Here is a 16,304-nt window from a genome sequence, read left to right on the forward strand (position 1 = left end):
GGCCTAGAGATGATCCCCCGCTCATTCGCCCAGCAGCGCCAGCGCGGTGCCGGCGCCGATGCGGTCGCGGGCGGCGGGCGAGAGGCCGGGGACGGCGTCGAGACTGGCGAGCGGGGTCTCGTCGCCCATGTCGAACGGCGCGTCGGTGCCCAGGCACACATGCTCCGCCCCCACCAGATCGATGAGGAAGCGCAGCGCCTGCGGATCGAACACCAGCGTGTCGAAATAGAGCGACTTCAGCAGCTCCTTCGGCGAGGAGAGCGTGCGCGCCCGCGCCTCGCCGCGCACCGTGTGGCCGTGGACGAGGCGGCCGATCTGGTAGGGCAGGTAGCCGCCGCCATGCGCCGCCAGCAGCTTCAGGCCGGACAGCTCGTCCAGCGCGCCGGAGAAGATGAGGTTGGCCAGCGCCACCGCCGTATCCGCCGGATTGCCGGCCAGATTGGTGAGGTAATACTCCTCCAGCCCGGCCTTCGAGCCCACGTAATAAGGGTGAATGAACACCAGAACGTCCAGCTCGCGGGCGCGCCGCAGGAAGGGGCGGAAGCGCGGGTCGGCCAGCTGCACGCCCTCGATGGTGGTGCCGATCTCCACCGCCCGGAAGCCGTGCGCGCTGACCGCGCGCTCAAGTTCGGCCACCGCCAGCTCGGGGTGCTGCATGGGCACGCTGGCCATGCCGCGCAGCCGGTCCGGCGCCTCAGCCACCATCTCGGCGATGCCGTCATTGACCAGCCGCGCCGCCTTGGCGGCGAGGTCCGCCTGAGCCCAGTAATAGAACATGGGCGGGGCGGTGGAGACCACCGAGACATCGAGCCCCTTGCGGTCCATGGCTTTGAGCTTGGCGGATACGTCGATGAATTCGTCGAACAGGGGATAGACATAGCCCTGGTCGTGCACCATCCGGCGGGTGCCGCCCTCGGCCGTCACGCGGGCGGCGAAGCCCGCCGGGTCGGCGGCGATGGCATCCACCATGCGCGGGGGAATGACGTGGCTGTGGATGTCGATGCGCATGGTCACGAATACCTCTTCACGGTGCCGTCCTCGGCATACCAGTCGAACGGCGCGTCGGAGAGATTGACGATCACGTTCTGGATCTGGGTGTAGTCCTCAAAGGCGATAAGGCCGTTCTCGCGCCCGATGCCGCTCATCTTGAAGCCGCCCCAGGGCGAGGCGGGATCGATGCGGTGGTGGTCGTTGATCCACACGATGCCCGCCTGCATCCTGTGGGCGACGCGGTGGGCGCGGCCGATGTCCCGCGTCCAGATGGACATGGCGAGGCCGAACTCGGTGCCGTTGGCCAGCGCCACCGCCTCGTCCTCGGTGTCGAACGGGAGGACGCAGACCACCGGACCGAAGATCTCCTCCTGCGCGATGCGCATGTCATTGGTAACATTGGTGAAGATGGTCGGTTCATGGAAGAAGCCGTCGGCGAAGGCCGCGCCCTCCGGGCGCTTGCCGCCGGCGGCCAGCGTCGCCCCCTCGGCAAGGCCGATGGCCACGTAGCGCTCGGTCATCTCGCGCTGGCGGGCGCTCACCAGCGGGCCCATCTGGGTGGCCATGTCCTGCGGGTCGCCGAGGCGGATGGCGCGGGCGCGCCCGGCGAGGCGGGCCACCACCTCGTCATGAATTGAGCGCTGGACCAGCAGGCGCGCGCCCTGCACGCAGGTCTGCCCGGTGGCGATGAAGGCCGCGAACAGCGCGGCGGAGACCGCCCGGTCCACGTCGGTATCGTCGAACACGACGACGGAAGCCTTGCCGCCCAGCTCGGCGGCCACCTTGGTCAGGTTCTTCCCCGCCAGCGCGGCCACCGCCTTGCCGGTCTCGGTGCCGCCGGTGAGGTCGATCTTCTTGATGCGCGGATGGCTGGTGAGGGCGAGGCCGGCGGTGCCGCCGAAGCCCGGCACCACATTGTAGGCGCCGTCCGGCACGCCGGCCTCCTTGAACACCTCGCCCAGCAGCAGCGGGGTGATGGGGGCCAGCTCGGACGGCTTCACCACCATGGTGTTGCCCGCCGCGAGCGAGGGCGCCACCTTCTTGGTGAGGATGAGCAGCGGGTGGTTCCACGGCGTCACATGGCCGACCACGCCGAGCGGCACCCGGCGGGTATAGTTGAGATAGCCGGCGCCGAACGGCGGCACGGTGTCCTCATGGGTGCGGGCCACGGCGCCGAAATAGGCGAACCATTCCGGCAGGCGGGCGAGCTGCGCGGCCATCTCGCGGCGCGGCCGGCCGATCTGGTCCACCTCGATGCCGACGATCTCCGGCAGCCGCATCTTCAGGATGGCGGCGGCGCGGTGCAGGATGTCGCCGCGCTCGGCGCCGGAGAGGCCGGACCAGACGGGGAAGGCGGCCTCGGCGGCGGCCACCGCGGCCTCGATGTCGGCGGCATCACCCTCCGCCACCCGCCCGACCAGGGCGCCGTTCTTGGGGTTGCGCACCGCGATCTCGCGCCCGGAGGCGGAGGGGACGAAGGCGCCGGAAATATACATGCCGAGGGAGATCGGCCCGTCGTCGGTGGGCATGGGGTCCTGTCCTTGGGTGGCGGATCGGAGCGGCGTGCGGGAGCTTTCGGTCATGCTGTGGGGCGCGGCGCCCCGGGCGTCGCGGCGCCGGCTGTTTTTGCGTGGATTGCCAAAGTGTTGGCGGCTGTCATCCGGTGTCCTATGTACACGGTGGCGCAAATGGGGATTTCGGTGTCCACCTTCGGTTCGGCGCCGGTTTCCGCAGCCTGTGCGGACAGCCTGCCCTGGCGTCCGCCGGTCACCTCCCGCGGCGTCCTACGGGGCCGGCTCGGCCGGCTGCCCGGAGCCCCCGGCGGCGACCGCCGCGACCATCTCGGCCGTGTCGCGGAAGTGTTGCCGGAGAACGCTTTGCGCCCGGGGAACATCGCGCGCGGCGCAGGCCTCGTAGAGTTCCCAATGCTGGCGCTGGGGCCCGTCATAGCCCTTGGCGTCGACCCAGATGCGCACGTAGCGCTCCACGTTCTGGCGCAGCACGTCGATTTGCTCGACGAGGCGCGGCCAGCCGCTGGCGCCATTGATGATGGAGTGGAATTTCTGGTTGAGGCCGCGCCAGTTCTCGCGTTGCGCCGGGTCGTCCATGGCGGTGAGGATGGCGCGCATCTTGCCCAGCTCGTCGGCGGTCAGGCCCGGAACGGCGCGGGTCAGGGCGAGGGTCTCCAGCGCGATGCGCATGGCGAACAATTCCTCCACCTCCTCCGCCCGGAGCTGCGAGACCTCGGTGCCGCGGAACGGGTAGCAGGTGACCAGGCCCTCTTTTTCCAGGATTTTCAACGCCTCGCGCACCGGCATCCGGCTACAGCCGAGGTCGGCGGCGATGCGGTCCGGCTCCAGCCGCTCCCCCGGCCTGAGGCGGCCCTCGACGATGGCGTCGCGCAGCACGCCGAGCACCGCGTCCTTGCGGCTGGGGATGCTGCCGAGCAGGCGTTTCTCGCGTTCGTTGAGGGGCATGATCTGCTCCGAGGCGGGCGCAGCCGCGGCCGCCGATGATTGTCCTTGCGATTCGAACACCTTGCGATCCCTCAGCAGCACGCGTCGGCGGGTCGTCCAGTGGCCGTGGTCCGGCTCCGGATCGCGATACCGGACATGGGATCACGTGAAGATATTTTATCCGATATATCGCTGAAGACTAAACGCTGCCTGCCAGGGGTGTCGAGCCGAAACGGCGGGCAGGGCGCCGGAATTTTAGGCCGCATACCGGCGCGGCCTGCTGGACAATCCGGCCGGGATGCGGCTGCTGGCCATTGGGGATCGGACGCGGGCGCGCCCGCGCCGCCGCCCGCCCGGCGGCATGGCGGACAGCGTCGGAAAGGATTGAGGATCATGGAATTCGCGTCGGACAATACCTCGGGCGTCCATCCGGCCATTCTTGAAGCGATCGCCCGGGCCAATGCGGGGCCGGCGCCGTCCTATGGCGCGGACCCGTGGACGGCGCGGGCGACGGCGCTGTTGCGCGAGGTGTTCGAAACCGACATCCGCGCCTTCCTCGTCGCCACCGGCACGGCGGCGAACGCCTTTGCGCTGTCAGCCCTCGCCCCGCCGTTCGGCACGGTGTTCTGCCATCGCGAGGCCCATATCAACACGGACGAATGCGGCGCGCCCGAGCTGTTCACCGGCGGTGCGAAACTGACCCCCGTGGACGGCGCAGGGTGCAAGATTTCGCCGGAGGGCCTAGGGAAGGTGCAGGCGGATTTCGTGCGCGGCTTCCACCAGCAGGCGCCCGCCGCCGTCTCGATCACCCAGGCGACGGAACTTGGGCAGGTCTATTCGGTGGCGGAGGTGGCGGCCATCGGCGGCTTCTGCCGGGCGCGCGGCCTGTCCCTGCACATGGACGGCGCGCGCTTCGCCAATGCGCTGGCGACGATGAACGCGACCGCCGCCGACCTCACCTGGAAGGCGGGGGTGGACGTGCTGTCGTTCGGCGCCACCAAGAACGGCGCCATGGGCGTGGAGGCGGTGGTGTTCTTCGATACCGCGCGCGCCGAGCGATTCGAATACCGCCTCAAGCGGGGCGCGCAGGTGGTCTCCAAGAGCCGCTTCCTCGGCGCGCAGATGGCGGCCTATCTGGAGGGCGGCCTGTGGCTGGAGAATGCCCGCCACGCCAATGGCATGGCCGCGCGCCTCGCCGAGGGCCTGCGCGCCGTGCCCGGCGTGCGCCTGCCGCTGGCGACGGAGGCCAACGCGGTCTTCGCGGTGCTTCCCCAGGACCTGCACGCGCACCTGCTGGCGGCCGGGGCGCACTATCATGCATGGCCGGGGGATGGGGCGGGGCCGGAGCCGCTGCCGCCGCACGAGGTCTTCGTCCGGTTCGTCTGCTCCTACGCCACCGCGGCGGAGGAGGTCGGCGCGCTGCTGGAGCAGGCGCGCCGGTTCACGCGCGGGGGCGGCTGAACCGCCCCCGAGAGGTCGCCGGACGGCCTACTTCTTCAGCAGCGGGCACTTGCCGTCGGCGAGGGTGCGGAAGGCCTCGTCGCCGGGAATGGTGCCGACGAGGTCATACAGGTCCCACTCGCCCTTGGAGGCACCGGGAGCCTTGACCTGGAAGACGTAGAAATCGTGCACCATGCGGCCGTCCTCGCGCAGCTTGGCGTTGCGCACCACGTCGTCCTTGATCGGCAGTTCGCGCATCTTGGCGACGACGGTGGCGGCATCGTCGCTCTTGGCGGCGGCCACGGCCTTCAGATAGTGCAGCACCGAGGAATAGACGCCGGCCTGGATGGCCGAGGGCATGGCGCCCTGCTCCGTCTTGAAGCGCTCGGAGAAGGCGCGGGTGCCGTCGTCGAGGTTCCAGTAGAAGCCTTCGGTGAGCACCGTGCCCTGGGCCACCGGCAGGCCGACGCTCTTGACGTCGTTGGCGGTGAGGAAGAAGGCCACCAGCTTCTGCTTGCTGTCCATGATGCCGAATTCGCGCGCGGTCTTGATGCCCGCCACGGTGTCGCCGCCGGCATTGGCGAGCGCGATGATGTCGGCGCCGGAGCTTTGCGCGGCCAGAAGCGGCGAGGACAGGTCCACCGCCGGGAAGGGATGGCGGGTGGAGCCGAGCACCTTGCCGCCCTTCGCGCCCACCACGGTCTTGGCGTCCAGCTCCAGCTGGTGGCCGAGCGCATAGTCGGCCGTAACCAGATACCAGGATGTGCCGGGCTTGGTGAGGCGGTTGGCGATGCCGGCCACCTGCACATAGGTGTCCCACATCCATTGCACCACATGGTCCGGCTGGCAGGCGTCGCCGGTGAGGCGCGCGGTGCCGCCGGGGAACAAGGCGACGCGATTCTTCTCCTTCGCCATGGGGGCGATGGCGAGCTGGATGGAGGCGTTGGACATGTCGGCGAGGACGTCCACGCCTTCCTGGTCGATCCAGCGCCGGGCGGTGGCGGAGGCCACGTCCGCCTTGTTCTGGTGGTCGGACGAGATCATCTCGATCTGCATGCCCTTGCACTCGGCCTTCAGGCAGTCGTCGATGGCCATCTTCGCCGCCAGCACCGAGCCCTTGCCGGTGATGTCGGAATAGACCCCGGACATGTCGGTGAGCACGCCGACCTTCACCTTGCCGTCCGACATGTCGGCGGAGGCGGTGGTGGCCAGGCAGAGGGCGGTGAGCGCGGCGAGCACGCCGGTGAAACGCAATGTCATGTGGTCCTCCCGATTGTGGACGGGCGTGCTCTCGCGGCGCGCTCCGCATGTGTTTCGTCAGTGGGTTATCTGGGCCAGTGCGCCATAGGCAGCCCGGCGACGGGCGAGCGGAAGGCGGGGATGCGGGTGCCGCGCAGGCTGCCGATGTAGCAGGTGGCGAGGTCCGGCCCGCCGAAGGTGAGGCTGGCGAACCACGGGGCGATGGTGCCGCCGCAGGCCAGCATCAGCACGGGCGTCGCCTTGTCCTGAGCGAAGGCCTCCATCAGCACGCGGCCGGCGGCGCTGCCCTTGTCGTCGTCCAGCAGAATGCGCAGGTCGCCGTCCGGCGTGATGGCGAACAGGCGGTCGGTCATCACATGGGTGCCCCACAGATTGCCGTGGGAATCGAAGGCGATGCCGTCGATGAACGCGCCGTGGCTGGAGGGGCCGTAGGTCTCGCGGCCCGACAGGCTGCCGTCCGCCGCCACCTTCAGGCGGGTGATGCACATGCCGCCGGTCTCCACCACATAGAGCCACTCCTCCTTCGCGTCGAAGCGGATCTCGTTGGTGAAGGCGAAGCCGTCCGCGACCACGCGCAGCCGGCCCTGGTCATAGAGCGCCACATAGCCGTCGCGGACCTTCGGGCTCATGGCGCTCATCCAGTTCTTCACCCGCGTGGAGATGGTGAGCCAGATGCGGTCACGGCTGTCGCGCAGCACGAAATTGACCTTGCCGATGGGCTGCCCGTCGATCTGGTCCACCAGCACGCGCAATGCGCCGTCGCGGGTCATCACCTCCAGCCGGTCGGTGCCGAAATTGGAGATGAGGATGTCGCCGTTGCGGGCGAAGGCGAGGCCGTTCGGCAGCGTGCCGGAAACGAAGCGCTGCTCCTCGTCGGCGGCGCTGGCGAAGCTGTCGGCCGCATGCTGGGTGACGAGCGTCTGGCTGCCGTCGGGGCGGATGTGGACGACGCCGCCGCGCGCGTCAGCGCTCCACAGCGAGCCGTCCGGCTCGGCGAGGATGCATTCGGGCCGCTGCAAGCCCTCGCCCACATAGGTGAGGGTTGCGGGATCGACCTCGAAGCCGTCGATGGGATTGGGCGCGGCCATGGCGGCTCCTTTCAGAACTTCACGAGGTCCGCGCCCTTGAGGCCGAGCGTGGCGCGGGCTTCGGCGGGCGTGGCGATCTCGTGGCCCAGCTCCTCAAGGATGCGGCGGATCTTCGCCACCTGCTCGGCATTGTTCTTCGCCAGCTGGCCCTTGCCGATGAACAGGCTGTCCTCCAGCCCCACGCGCACATTGCCGCCCATCATCGCCGCCTGGGTGGCGAACGGCATCTGGTGGCGGCCGGCGGCCAGCACGGACCAGTGATAGTCCTTGCCGAACAGCTTGTCGGCCGTGCGCTTCATGAACATGAGGTTGTCGAGGTCGGGGCCGATACCCCCCAGAATCCCGAAGATCAACTGGAGGAAGACCGGCGGCCGGAACCAGCCCTGGTCGAGGCAATGGGCGAGATTGTAGAGGTGGCCCACGTCGTAGCATTCATGCTCGAACTTGGTGCCGTGGCCCTCGCCCAGCAGCTTGTAGATGCGCTCGATGTCGCCGAACGTGTTGCGGAAGATGAAGTCCTTGGTGCCGGTGAGATAGGGCTCCTCCCAATCGTGCTTCCAGCCGCTGTAGCGCTTGGCCAGCGGATGCAGCGCGAAATTCATCGAGCCCATGTTGAGCGAGCACATCTCCGGCGCGGCCTGGAGAGGGGCGGCGAGGCGCTCCTCCACGCTCATGTTGAGGCCGCCGCCGGTGGTGATGTTGATGACCGCATCCGTGGCCTGCTTGATGCGCGGCAGGAACTCCATGAACACCTTGGGATCGGGCGTCGGGCGGCCGTCCTTCGGGTCGCGGGCGTGCAGGTGCAGGATGGCGGCGCCGGCTTCGGCGGCGGCGATGGCCTGCTCGGCGATTTCGTTCGGCGTGATGGGCAGAGCGTCGGACATGGTGGGCGTGTGGATGCCGCCGGTGACCGCGCAGGTGATGATGACCTTGCTCAAGCGCTTGGCTCCCTGGAATGTCTTATGACGCGCGCCGTGCGGCGCGTTCTCGGCTGAAGGCCGGGTTCAGTCCGGCAGGATGGCGACGGCGCGGGTCCAGCCCGCCGAGCCGCCCTTCACCTTCACGGGAAAGCAGGAGACGGTGAAGCCGGTGGCCGGCAGGGCCTCCAGATTATGCAGCTTCTCGATCTGGCAGTAGCCGGCCTCGCGGCCCGCCTTGTGGCCTTCCCAGATCAGGCTGGCGTCGCCGGTCTGCGCGAAGCGCCGGGCGGTGTGGCTGAAGGGCGCGTCCCAGCTCCAGCCGTCGGTGCCGACCACGCGGATGCCCTGGTTGACGAGGTGCAGCGTGGCGTCGCGGCCGAAGCCGCAGCCGCTGTCCACATAGTCCTGCTGTCCGTAGCGGGCGCCGGCAGCGGTGTTCACCACCACGATGTCGAGCGGGGCGAGGCGATGGCCGATGCGGGCCAGTTCCGCGTCGATCTCGTCCGGCGTCACCACGTGGCCGTCGGGGAGGTGGCGGAAGTCCAGCTTCACGCCGGGGCGGAAGCACCAGTCGAGCGGCACCTCGTCGATGGTGATGGCGCGGGCGCCGCCGTCCATGGTCGGGTGGTAATGCCAGGGGGCGTCCACATGGGTGCCGTTGTGGGTGGAGATGGTGGCGATCTCCACCGCCCAGCCCTGGCCCTCGGGCAACTGGTCCACCGTGAGGCCGGGAAAGCTCGCCACCAGTTGCGGGGCGGTCTCGGCATGGGCGTGATAGGCGATCCGCACCTTCTGGAAGGGCGGGTCTGCGGGCACGTCATTCTCCAGCGGAATGGAGATGTCGATGAAGCTTGGCAAAGGGCGTCTCCCAAGCCGGCCGGGCCGGCATGCCTCGTCTGCGCGAGGCTGTTTGTACAGTCGTACATAATCTTGGATATGCGTTCAATAGCCGTGCCGCGCGTGTTGGCGCGCGCCGCCGGCGCCGTGTATGAAACAGCATGACCGATGCGCAGGAAAAGCCCCGCCCCCGTCGCCGCGCCAAGCCGGCGCGGTCCGCCGTGGCGCCGGATGCGGCGGCCCGGCCGGACCGGCGCGCGGCCATCCTGCTGAGCGCGGAGGCGCTGTTCGCCGAGCGGGGTTACGCCGCCGTCTCGGTGCGCGACATCGCCACCCGGGCGGGCGTGCCGATCGCCCTCGTGGGCTATTATTTCGGCCGCAAGCCGGAATTGTTCGGCACCATCTTCGAGCACCGGCAGATCTATATCCGCGAGCGCATCGCCCGCATCGAGGCGGTGGATTGCAACCCGGCCAATGCCGGGGCCGTGGAGCAACTGGTGCGGGCCTGGGCGGAGCCGGTCATCAGCATGCGCGGCAGCGAGGCGGGGGACGTCTTCGCCCTGCTCGTGGCCCGCACCGCCTGGGACCCGGGGCCGGAGGCGATCGAGATCATCAAGCGCTTCTACGATCCCCTGGCGCGGGCCTTCTTCGGCGCCATGCAGCAGGCGATCCCCACCTGCGCGCCGGACCGCATCGTCTGGGCCTATGAATATGCGGTCGGCGCGCTGCTCATGTATGTGGGCGACAAGCGCATCGAGCGCCTCACCGAGGGCCGCGCCGCCTCGGCCGACCCGGAGCAGTGCGAGGATTTCATCCGCTTCGTCACCGCCGGCTTCGAGGCGCTGCGTTAGAAGCGGACGGTCCGTGGCCGAGCGGGGCCTATCCCTCGCCGCGGAAGGCGGCTTGGGCCTCCGGCAGCGCCCAGATCCTCTGCACGGCCGCCGACCCCGCCGCCACGATGGCCGCCTCGTCGCCATGGAGATAGCGACCGCCCGCCAGCAGCACGCGCCCGTCCACGGCCACCATGTCCACATTGGCGCGATTGGCCAGCGCGACCATGGCCCGGCGCGGATCGAACAGCGGCTGGAGGTGGGGATGGGTGAGGTCGAGCACCGTGATGTCGGCGGCGGCGCCCGGCTCCAGCACGCCGAGGTCCGGCCGCCGGATGGCGGCGGCGGCGGAGACGGTGACCGCGTCGATCAATTGGGCCGAGGTGGCGACGTCGGAGCGTCCAGTGGTCACCTTGGAGATGATGGCGGCGGCGTTGATCTCGCCCAGCAGGTCCATGTTGTAGCCGTCGGTGCCGATGAGCGTGCGCACGCCGTGTTCCGCGAACCGTGCGAAGGCGGCGGTGCGGCCGGTGCGGGCGAAGACGCGCGGGCAGTTGAGCACCGTTGCCCCGCGCGCCGCCATCAGGCGCAGGTCGTCATCGGTGGAGGCGACGCAATGGGCCGCCAGCAGGTCCGGCGCCAAAAGGCCCAGCCAGTCCAGATATTCCGCCGGGGTGCGGCCGTCGTAGCGGGCCTTGATGGTGGCCACCTCCGCATCGCTCTGGGCGAGGTGGGTGGTGATCGGCACGTTGAGCTCCCGCGCCCGCGCGGCGCAGGCGCGCAGCAGGTCCGGGCCGCAGGTGTCGGTGGCGTGGGGGCTCATGGCAAGGCGGATGCGCCCCTCGCCCTTGCCCTCCCAGCGCGCGTGGAGCGCGTTCCAGGCGGCGAGGTCCGCCGCGCCGTCATCGCCCGCATAGCGCACCACCCCGTCCGGCCCGGCCTTGGCGTCGGCGGTGGAGAACAGGTAGGGCGCGCCGTAGAAGCGCAGGCCCATCTCCTCCGCCGCGTCGAACATCTCCGGGATGCCGTTCCTGAACGGCTCCATCACCGTGGTGGCGCCGCCCTTCAGCAACTGGAGGATGCCGAGCCGGGCGATGGCAAGGCGCTCCTCGCGGCTCAGGATGTCGATGCCGGTCTTGGTGAGCGGCAGCAGCACCGTGTAGATGATGCTCTTGTTGCTGCGCCGCCCCGCGCCGTCCTCCGCATGGGTGCGCGCCACCGCCTCGCTGAAGCAGTGATTGTGCAGGTTCAGGAGGCCCGGCAGCACGAAGCGGCCGGGCGCGTCGAACACCTGGTCCGCGCTGGGACGGGTGGCGGTGATGGCGGCGATGCGCCTGCCCTCCAGCAGCACCCAGCGGTCGGTGAGGACCTGCTGGGCGCCGCTGGCATCGCGGGAGAGGACATGGCTGCCGAAGATCGCTGTCGTGCTCATGCGGGTCGCACGCCCCAGAAGACGGCGGTGCCATTCTGGATGCCGGTGATGGAATTGCGGTAGGCGGTGGGCTGCTTGTAGAGACCGATGGGATAATAAGGCACCTCCTCGAAGGCGAGGGCCTGGATCTCGCGGCAGACGCGCTGCTGCTCGGCCAGCGTCGGCGCGGACAGCCATTGGGCGCGCAGGGCGCCCATCTTCTCGCTCTTGTACCAGCCGGCGGTGCCGGCATCGCCGCGCAGATTGGTATTTCCGGCGGGGTTGAGCCAGTCGATGCCCTGCCAGTTGCCGACGCCGGCGCTCCAGCCACCCTCGGCGATGGGGCCCTTCTTGAGCTGGCGCTGGAGCACGTTGCCGAATTCCATGCCGGCATATTCCACATTCATGCCCACCTGCTGGAGCATGTCGGCGGCCACGTCGCCCAAGGGCTTCTGCGCGGCCGAATTGACCGGCACCATCAGCACCACCTTCTCGCCATTGTAGCCGGCCGCCTTGAGCGCGGCCTTCACCTTGGCGATGTCGCGCGGACCGCGAAACACGTCGAGGCCCACGTCGCTCGCCAGCGGCGTGCCGGGGGCGAAGAAGCCGATGGGCGTGGTCTGATATTGCGGATCATCGCCCGCCACCGCCGTCATGAAGGCGCTCTGGTCGATGGCGCCGAACAGGGCGCGCCGGATCGCCGGATTGTCGAACGGCGGCTGCAAGTGGTTCACCCGCATCATGCAGGCATAGCCGCGCGGATCGAGGATGCGGATGGCGACGCCCTTGGCGCTCTTGAGGATCGGCAACAGGTCATGCGGGGCCGTCTCCTGCCAGTCCTGCTCGCCGGTCTGCACGGCGGCGGCGCCGGTGGCGGCATCCGGCATGGTGGTCCAGACCACGCGATCGTAATGCACGATCTTCGGGCCGGCGGTCCAATCCGCCGTGCCGCTTTCGCGCGGCTTGTAGCGCTCGAACCGGGCGTAAACGTTGCGGGCGCCCTGGATGCGCTCGTCGGCGACGAAGCGGAACGGCCCGCTGCCCACCACCTCGGTGAGCGGCTTGAACGGGTTCTGCGTCGCCAGGCGCTCGGGCATCATGAAGGGCGCCTGTACGGCGGCCTTGCCGAGCGCGGTGGGCAGCAGCGGAAACGGACGCTTCAGGCGGAAGCGGATGGTGCGGTCGTCGGGGGCGGAGAGTTCGTCGGTGGCGGCCATCAATTCGGCGCCGAAGCCGTCGCGCTTGGCCCAGCGCGTGATGCTGGCCACGCAGTCGCGGGCGAGCACCTTCTCGCCGTCGTGCCACAGCAGGCCCTCGCGCAAGGTCAGATCCCATTGCAGCCCGTCATTGCCGACCAGATGGCCTTCCACCATCTGCGGCGAGACGTCGAGCGCGGAATTCATCCCGTACAGCGTGTCATAGACCATGTAGCCGTGGTTTCGGGAGACCTGCGCCGTGGAATAGATCGGGTCGGTGAAGGAGAGGTCGATCACCGGAATGAAGCGCAGCGTGGTCTGCGACTGCGCGCGAACGATGGAGGGCAGGGACATGAGGGGCACGGCTGCGGCGGCGCGCAGGACCGAGCGTCGGGACATGAGCATCTGAACATCCTTAAGGTCTGCAACGGCGCAGAGCACCCGGAGCGGGGCATTTCCGGCCAGTGTTGGAGGCGGCCGGGCAGGTGGTGGACAGGCGGCGCCAGCGCCGCCCGCGAGAGGGCTCAGGCCTTGGGCTCGTGCGCCTCGAAATGGGCGGTGATCTCGGCGCCGGTGGCGGTCCAGATGTCGCCGCGATCGCGCACCCAGGTCAGGAATTCGCGCAGCAGCTTCAGCCGCATGGGCCGTCCGCTCACCTGCGGGTGCAGCACCGTGGTGATGAGCCCGCCCCAGTCCGCCGTCTCTTCCAGCTCGTCCTTCCAGATGGAGAGCACATGCTCGCGCGGGAACAGCGGGCGGGGCGAATAGCGGTTGGTGAGGCCGTAGAGCCAGTCGTCATAGGTCATGGTGACCGGCAGCTCCACGAGGCCCGGCGTGCCGTCATCCAGCACATGGCGATAGGGCCGCACGTCATCGCGCCAGGAGGAGGAGTATTTCAGGCCACGCGCCTTCAGCAGCACGCGCAGTTCCTCGCAGCTCTCCCCATAGGGCGCGCGATAACCGGTGGGGACCACGCCGAGCCGTGACTTCAGCGTCTCCAGCCCCCGGTCCACCTCCTCGGTGAGCGAGGGGTGCCCGGGCATGGGCATGATGTGGTGAAAGCCGTGGTGGCCGATCTCATGCCCCGCCTTCAGGATGGCTTCCGCCGTGGCCGGGTGCGCCTCCACGCTCCAGCCGGTGATGAAGACGGTGGCCTTCATCTCCAGCTGGGCGAACAGCTCCAGCATCTTCGGCACGCCGACGCGCGCCTCGAAGCCGCCGAAGGACATGGTGACCAGTTCGGCGTAGCGCGCCGGGTCCTTCGAGGTCCAGGCGCTCTCCGCGTCCACGTCCACGGAGAGGAACATGGCGCCGCGCTTGCCGTCCGGCCAGGGGATGACCGGGGCCGGCGGCGCGCGGTTGGCGGGCGCCAGCGGCAGCGCTGCGAAAGCATCATTGTCCGGCATCGATCGTGACCTCCTGGACGCCGTTGGAAGAGAGCGACCAGGTCGCCGGCAGCTTGGAATAGGTGCCGTCCGCGATCAGCTCGCGCAGCGCCTGGGTGATGGCGCCGCGCAGCGGCGTGGCGGCGGTGGTGACGGCGATGCCCATCAGCGTCCAGCGCGTGGGCTCGCCCACCAGGGCATAGGTGTTGGGCTCCTGGGCCATGATGTAGGGCAGGGTCTCGCTGCCCTGCATGGCGGCGTCGATGCGGCCCTGGCGCAGCTGCGTGCGCGCGTCAGCCGAGCCTTCCGTGCCCACCACCACGATGGCGGGCTTGCCGGCGGCGACGCAGGCGGTGTCGGAGAAGTCCTTGATGACGCCGGGCAGCGAGGTGCGGCGGCTCGCCCCCACCTTCTGGCCGCACAGCGCCTCGCGGGTGGGGAATTCCGCCGCGCGGCCGGCCTGGGTGAAGAATTGCGTGCCCGAGCGCAGATAGTCGATGAAGCTGGCGGTGTCGCGACGCGCCGGCAGGTCCGACATGCCGGAGAGGATGAGGTCCACCCGCTCCGTGCGCAGCGAGGAGAGCATGGCTTCGAAGCTGGTCTCCTGCCACTGCATCCTGAGCCCCAGCTTCTCCGCCAGCGCGTTGCCCAGGGCCACGTCGAAGCCGGTGAGGGCGCCGGTGGCCGGATCCTTCATCTCCAGAGGCGGATAGTTGGGCACGATGGCGGCGATCAGCGTGCCGCGCGCCTTGATCTCGGGCGGCAGGTCCACGGCGCCGGCAATGGAGGGAGCCAGCAGGCAGGCGCAGAGCAGAACGCGTTTCAGCATGGTGCAGCTCCAATTATCCGAGGACGGCGGACAGGAAGGCCTGGGTGCGGGCTTCGCGGGGGCGCAGGAGCACCTCTTCCGCCGGGCCCTGTTCGAGGATGCGGCCGTGATCCATGAACACGACGCGGTCGGCCACCTCGCGGGCAAATCCCAGTTCGTGGGTGACCACGATCATGGTCATGCCGGAGGCGGCCAGTTCCTTCATTACGGCCAGCACCTCGCCGACCAGTTCGGGATCGAGCGCCGAGGTCGGCTCGTCGAACAGCATGACGCGGGGGTGCATGGCGAGCGCGCGGGCGATGGCGACACGCTGCTGCTGGCCGCCGGAGAGCTGGGCGGGATAGTGCCCGGCCTTGTCGGCGAGACCGACGCGGGCGAGCAGCGCCTGCACCTCTTCCGCCGCCGCCGCGCGCGGCCGGCGCAGTACCTCGACCGGACCCTCGACGATATTCTCCAGCGCGGTGAGATGGGGAAACAGGTTGAAGCGCTGGAACACCATGCCGGTGGCGAGCCGCTGGCGGGCGATCTCGCGCTCGGAGCGGCGGTGCAGCCGGCCGTTGGCGATGGTGAAGCCGTTCAGCTCCCCATCCACCCAGATGGCGCCGGAATCCTGCTGCGCCAGCTGGTTGATACAGCGCAGCAGCGTCGTCTTGCCGGAGCCGGAAGCGCCGATCAGGCACACCACCTCGCCGGGAAACACGTCCAGCGAGACGTGATGCAACACGCGGAAAGCGCCGAAATGCTTCTCCAGCGCGACGATGGAGACGATGGGGTTGCGATGGTCCGCCGCCCCGGTCATCGGCCACCTGCCGTGCCGCGGGCGAAATGGCGCTCCAGCAGCATCTGCAACGGGGTGAGCACGGAAATGACCGCCAGGTACCAGATGGCGGCGACGATCAGCAGCTCAATGACGCGGGAATTGGCGTAATAGATGTTCTGCGCGCTGTGCAGGATCTCCGTGTACTGGATCACCGAGGCCAGCGAGGTGAGCTTCACCATGCCGATGAATTCATTGCCCAAAGGCGGGATGATCACGCGCATGGCCTGCGGCAGCACGATGCGGCGGAGCGCCAGCAGGCGCGTCATGCCGATGGCCTTGGCGGCCTCGTACTGGCCGGTGTCCACCGCGAGCATGCCGGCGCGGACCACTTCCGACGTATACGCGCCCTGGTTGATGCCGAGGCCGAGGAAGGCCGCGACCATGGGGGTCATCACGTCCACCGTGCGCACCGTCCAGACGCCGCTGATGCCGAGGCGCGGGAAGATGAGCGCCAGGTTGAACCACAGCAGCAACTGGAGGATGACCGGGGTGCCGCGGAACAGCCAGACATAGCCGACCGCCACGCCGCGCAGCACGGGATTGGGCGACATGCGCATGGTGGCGGTGGTGACGCCCAGCGCGATGCCGAGCGCCATAGTCGCGACGGTCATGACGAGGGTATTGGCGATGCCCGTCAGGATGGCCGGCGCGGTGAGGAAGGCGCCGACATAGCGCCATTCGATCATCCCGACGGCGAAGGCCCGGCCAAGCGCCGCCAGCAGCAGAAGGATGACCGCCACCGCGAGCCAGCGCCCCCAGTGGCGTTCCGGGGCGATGCTGTAGCCGGAAATGTCCGGCAAGGGCGCTGGCGCGGTCATCGCTTCACTCCTGCAAGGCCGGGA

At 69.2% G+C, this 16,304-nt stretch carries 15 protein-coding genes; 2 read left to right on the forward strand and 13 right to left on the reverse strand.

Annotation, left to right across the window (positions count from 1 at the left end; translation table 11 throughout):
• Positions 1-21 precede the first annotated feature (21 nt).
• From YU1_RS0115720 to YU1_RS29770, 3 genes are all read right to left on the reverse strand, one after another.
• A complete protein-coding gene (locus tag YU1_RS0115720; protein ID WP_029004882.1) occupies positions 22-1,008 on the reverse strand; it encodes an amidohydrolase family protein in 987 nt (328 codons plus the stop codon).
• 2 nt (positions 1,009-1,010) lie between these two features.
• Positions 1,011-2,519 carry an aldehyde dehydrogenase family protein gene (locus YU1_RS0115725; protein WP_029004883.1) on the reverse strand — a complete coding sequence of 503 codons (1,509 nt, stop codon included), beginning with the start codon at positions 2,517-2,519 and terminating at the stop codon, positions 1,011-1,013.
• Positions 2,520-2,774: 255 nt separating this feature from the next.
• Entirely contained in the window at positions 2,775-3,467 is a 693-nt protein-coding gene (locus YU1_RS29770; protein WP_156922186.1) for a GntR family transcriptional regulator, read from the reverse strand.
• 372 nt (positions 3,468-3,839) lie between these two features.
• On the opposite strand from YU1_RS29770, the gene YU1_RS0115735 reads away from it, so the two are divergent.
• Positions 3,840-4,907, forward strand: a complete 1,068-nt coding sequence (locus YU1_RS0115735) for a threonine aldolase family protein (protein ID WP_029004884.1) — start codon at positions 3,840-3,842, stop codon at positions 4,905-4,907.
• A gap of 27 nt (positions 4,908-4,934) precedes the next feature.
• On the opposite strand, the gene YU1_RS0115740 is transcribed toward YU1_RS0115735, so the two are convergent.
• The 4 genes from YU1_RS0115740 to YU1_RS0115755 all read right to left on the reverse strand — a co-directional run bounded on the left by YU1_RS0115740 (position 4,935) and on the right by YU1_RS0115755 (position 9,012).
• Positions 4,935-6,146, reverse strand: coding sequence for an ABC transporter substrate-binding protein (locus YU1_RS0115740; RefSeq protein WP_029004885.1), 1,212 nt, complete (start codon positions 6,144-6,146; stop codon positions 4,935-4,937).
• Between the two features lie 65 nt (positions 6,147-6,211).
• Complete coding sequence (locus YU1_RS0115745; RefSeq protein WP_029004886.1) at positions 6,212-7,234, reverse strand: SMP-30/gluconolactonase/LRE family protein; 1,023 nt, start codon at positions 7,232-7,234, stop codon at positions 6,212-6,214.
• Between the two features lie 11 nt (positions 7,235-7,245).
• Positions 7,246-8,172, reverse strand: a complete 927-nt coding sequence (kce, locus tag YU1_RS0115750) for a 3,5-dioxohexanoate:acetyl-CoA acetone transferase (RefSeq protein ID WP_029004887.1) — start codon at positions 8,170-8,172, stop codon at positions 7,246-7,248.
• 66 nt (positions 8,173-8,238) lie between these two features.
• Positions 8,239-9,012, reverse strand: a complete 774-nt coding sequence (locus tag YU1_RS0115755) for a cyclase family protein (protein WP_029004888.1) — start codon at positions 9,010-9,012, stop codon at positions 8,239-8,241.
• Between the two features lie 140 nt (positions 9,013-9,152).
• Here YU1_RS0115755 and YU1_RS29775 point away from each other — a divergent pair, with 140 nt between their 5' ends.
• On the forward strand, positions 9,153-9,842 hold the full coding sequence (locus YU1_RS29775) for a TetR/AcrR family transcriptional regulator (RefSeq protein WP_051356926.1): 690 nt from the start codon (positions 9,153-9,155) through the stop codon (positions 9,840-9,842).
• Positions 9,843-9,870: 28 nt separating this feature from the next.
• Here YU1_RS29775 and YU1_RS0115765 read toward each other — a convergent pair whose 3' ends face one another.
• The 6 genes from YU1_RS0115765 to YU1_RS0115790 all read right to left on the reverse strand — a co-directional run bounded on the left by YU1_RS0115765 (position 9,871) and on the right by YU1_RS0115790 (position 16,280).
• Positions 9,871-11,253, reverse strand: a complete 1,383-nt coding sequence (locus YU1_RS0115765) for an amidohydrolase family protein (protein ID WP_029004889.1) — start codon at positions 11,251-11,253, stop codon at positions 9,871-9,873.
• On the reverse strand, positions 11,250-12,833 hold the full coding sequence (locus YU1_RS0115770; RefSeq protein ID WP_029004890.1) for an ABC transporter substrate-binding protein: 1,584 nt from the start codon (positions 12,831-12,833) through the stop codon (positions 11,250-11,252). The genes YU1_RS0115765 and YU1_RS0115770 overlap by 4 nt, the downstream gene beginning before the upstream one ends.
• A gap of 119 nt (positions 12,834-12,952) precedes the next feature.
• Positions 12,953-13,834, reverse strand: coding sequence for a polysaccharide deacetylase family protein (locus YU1_RS0115775; protein WP_029004891.1), 882 nt, complete (start codon positions 13,832-13,834; stop codon positions 12,953-12,955).
• Positions 13,821-14,642: an ABC transporter substrate-binding protein gene (locus tag YU1_RS0115780; RefSeq protein WP_156922188.1), complete on the reverse strand. Its 822-nt coding sequence runs from the start codon at positions 14,640-14,642 to the stop codon at positions 13,821-13,823. Before YU1_RS0115780 ends, YU1_RS0115775 begins: the two co-directional genes overlap by 14 nt.
• A gap of 13 nt (positions 14,643-14,655) precedes the next feature.
• Positions 14,656-15,441, reverse strand: coding sequence for an amino acid ABC transporter ATP-binding protein (locus YU1_RS0115785; RefSeq protein ID WP_029004893.1), 786 nt, complete (start codon positions 15,439-15,441; stop codon positions 14,656-14,658).
• Positions 15,438-16,280 (reverse strand): amino acid ABC transporter permease, encoded by an 843-nt coding sequence (locus tag YU1_RS0115790; RefSeq protein WP_029004894.1) that lies wholly within the window; start codon positions 16,278-16,280, stop codon positions 15,438-15,440. Before YU1_RS0115790 ends, YU1_RS0115785 begins: the two co-directional genes overlap by 4 nt.
• Positions 16,281-16,304 lie beyond the last annotated feature (24 nt).

It is taken from the genome of Azorhizobium doebereinerae UFLA1-100 (assembly GCF_000473085.1).
Classification (GTDB): Bacteria; Pseudomonadota; Alphaproteobacteria; order Rhizobiales; family Xanthobacteraceae; genus Azorhizobium; species Azorhizobium doebereinerae.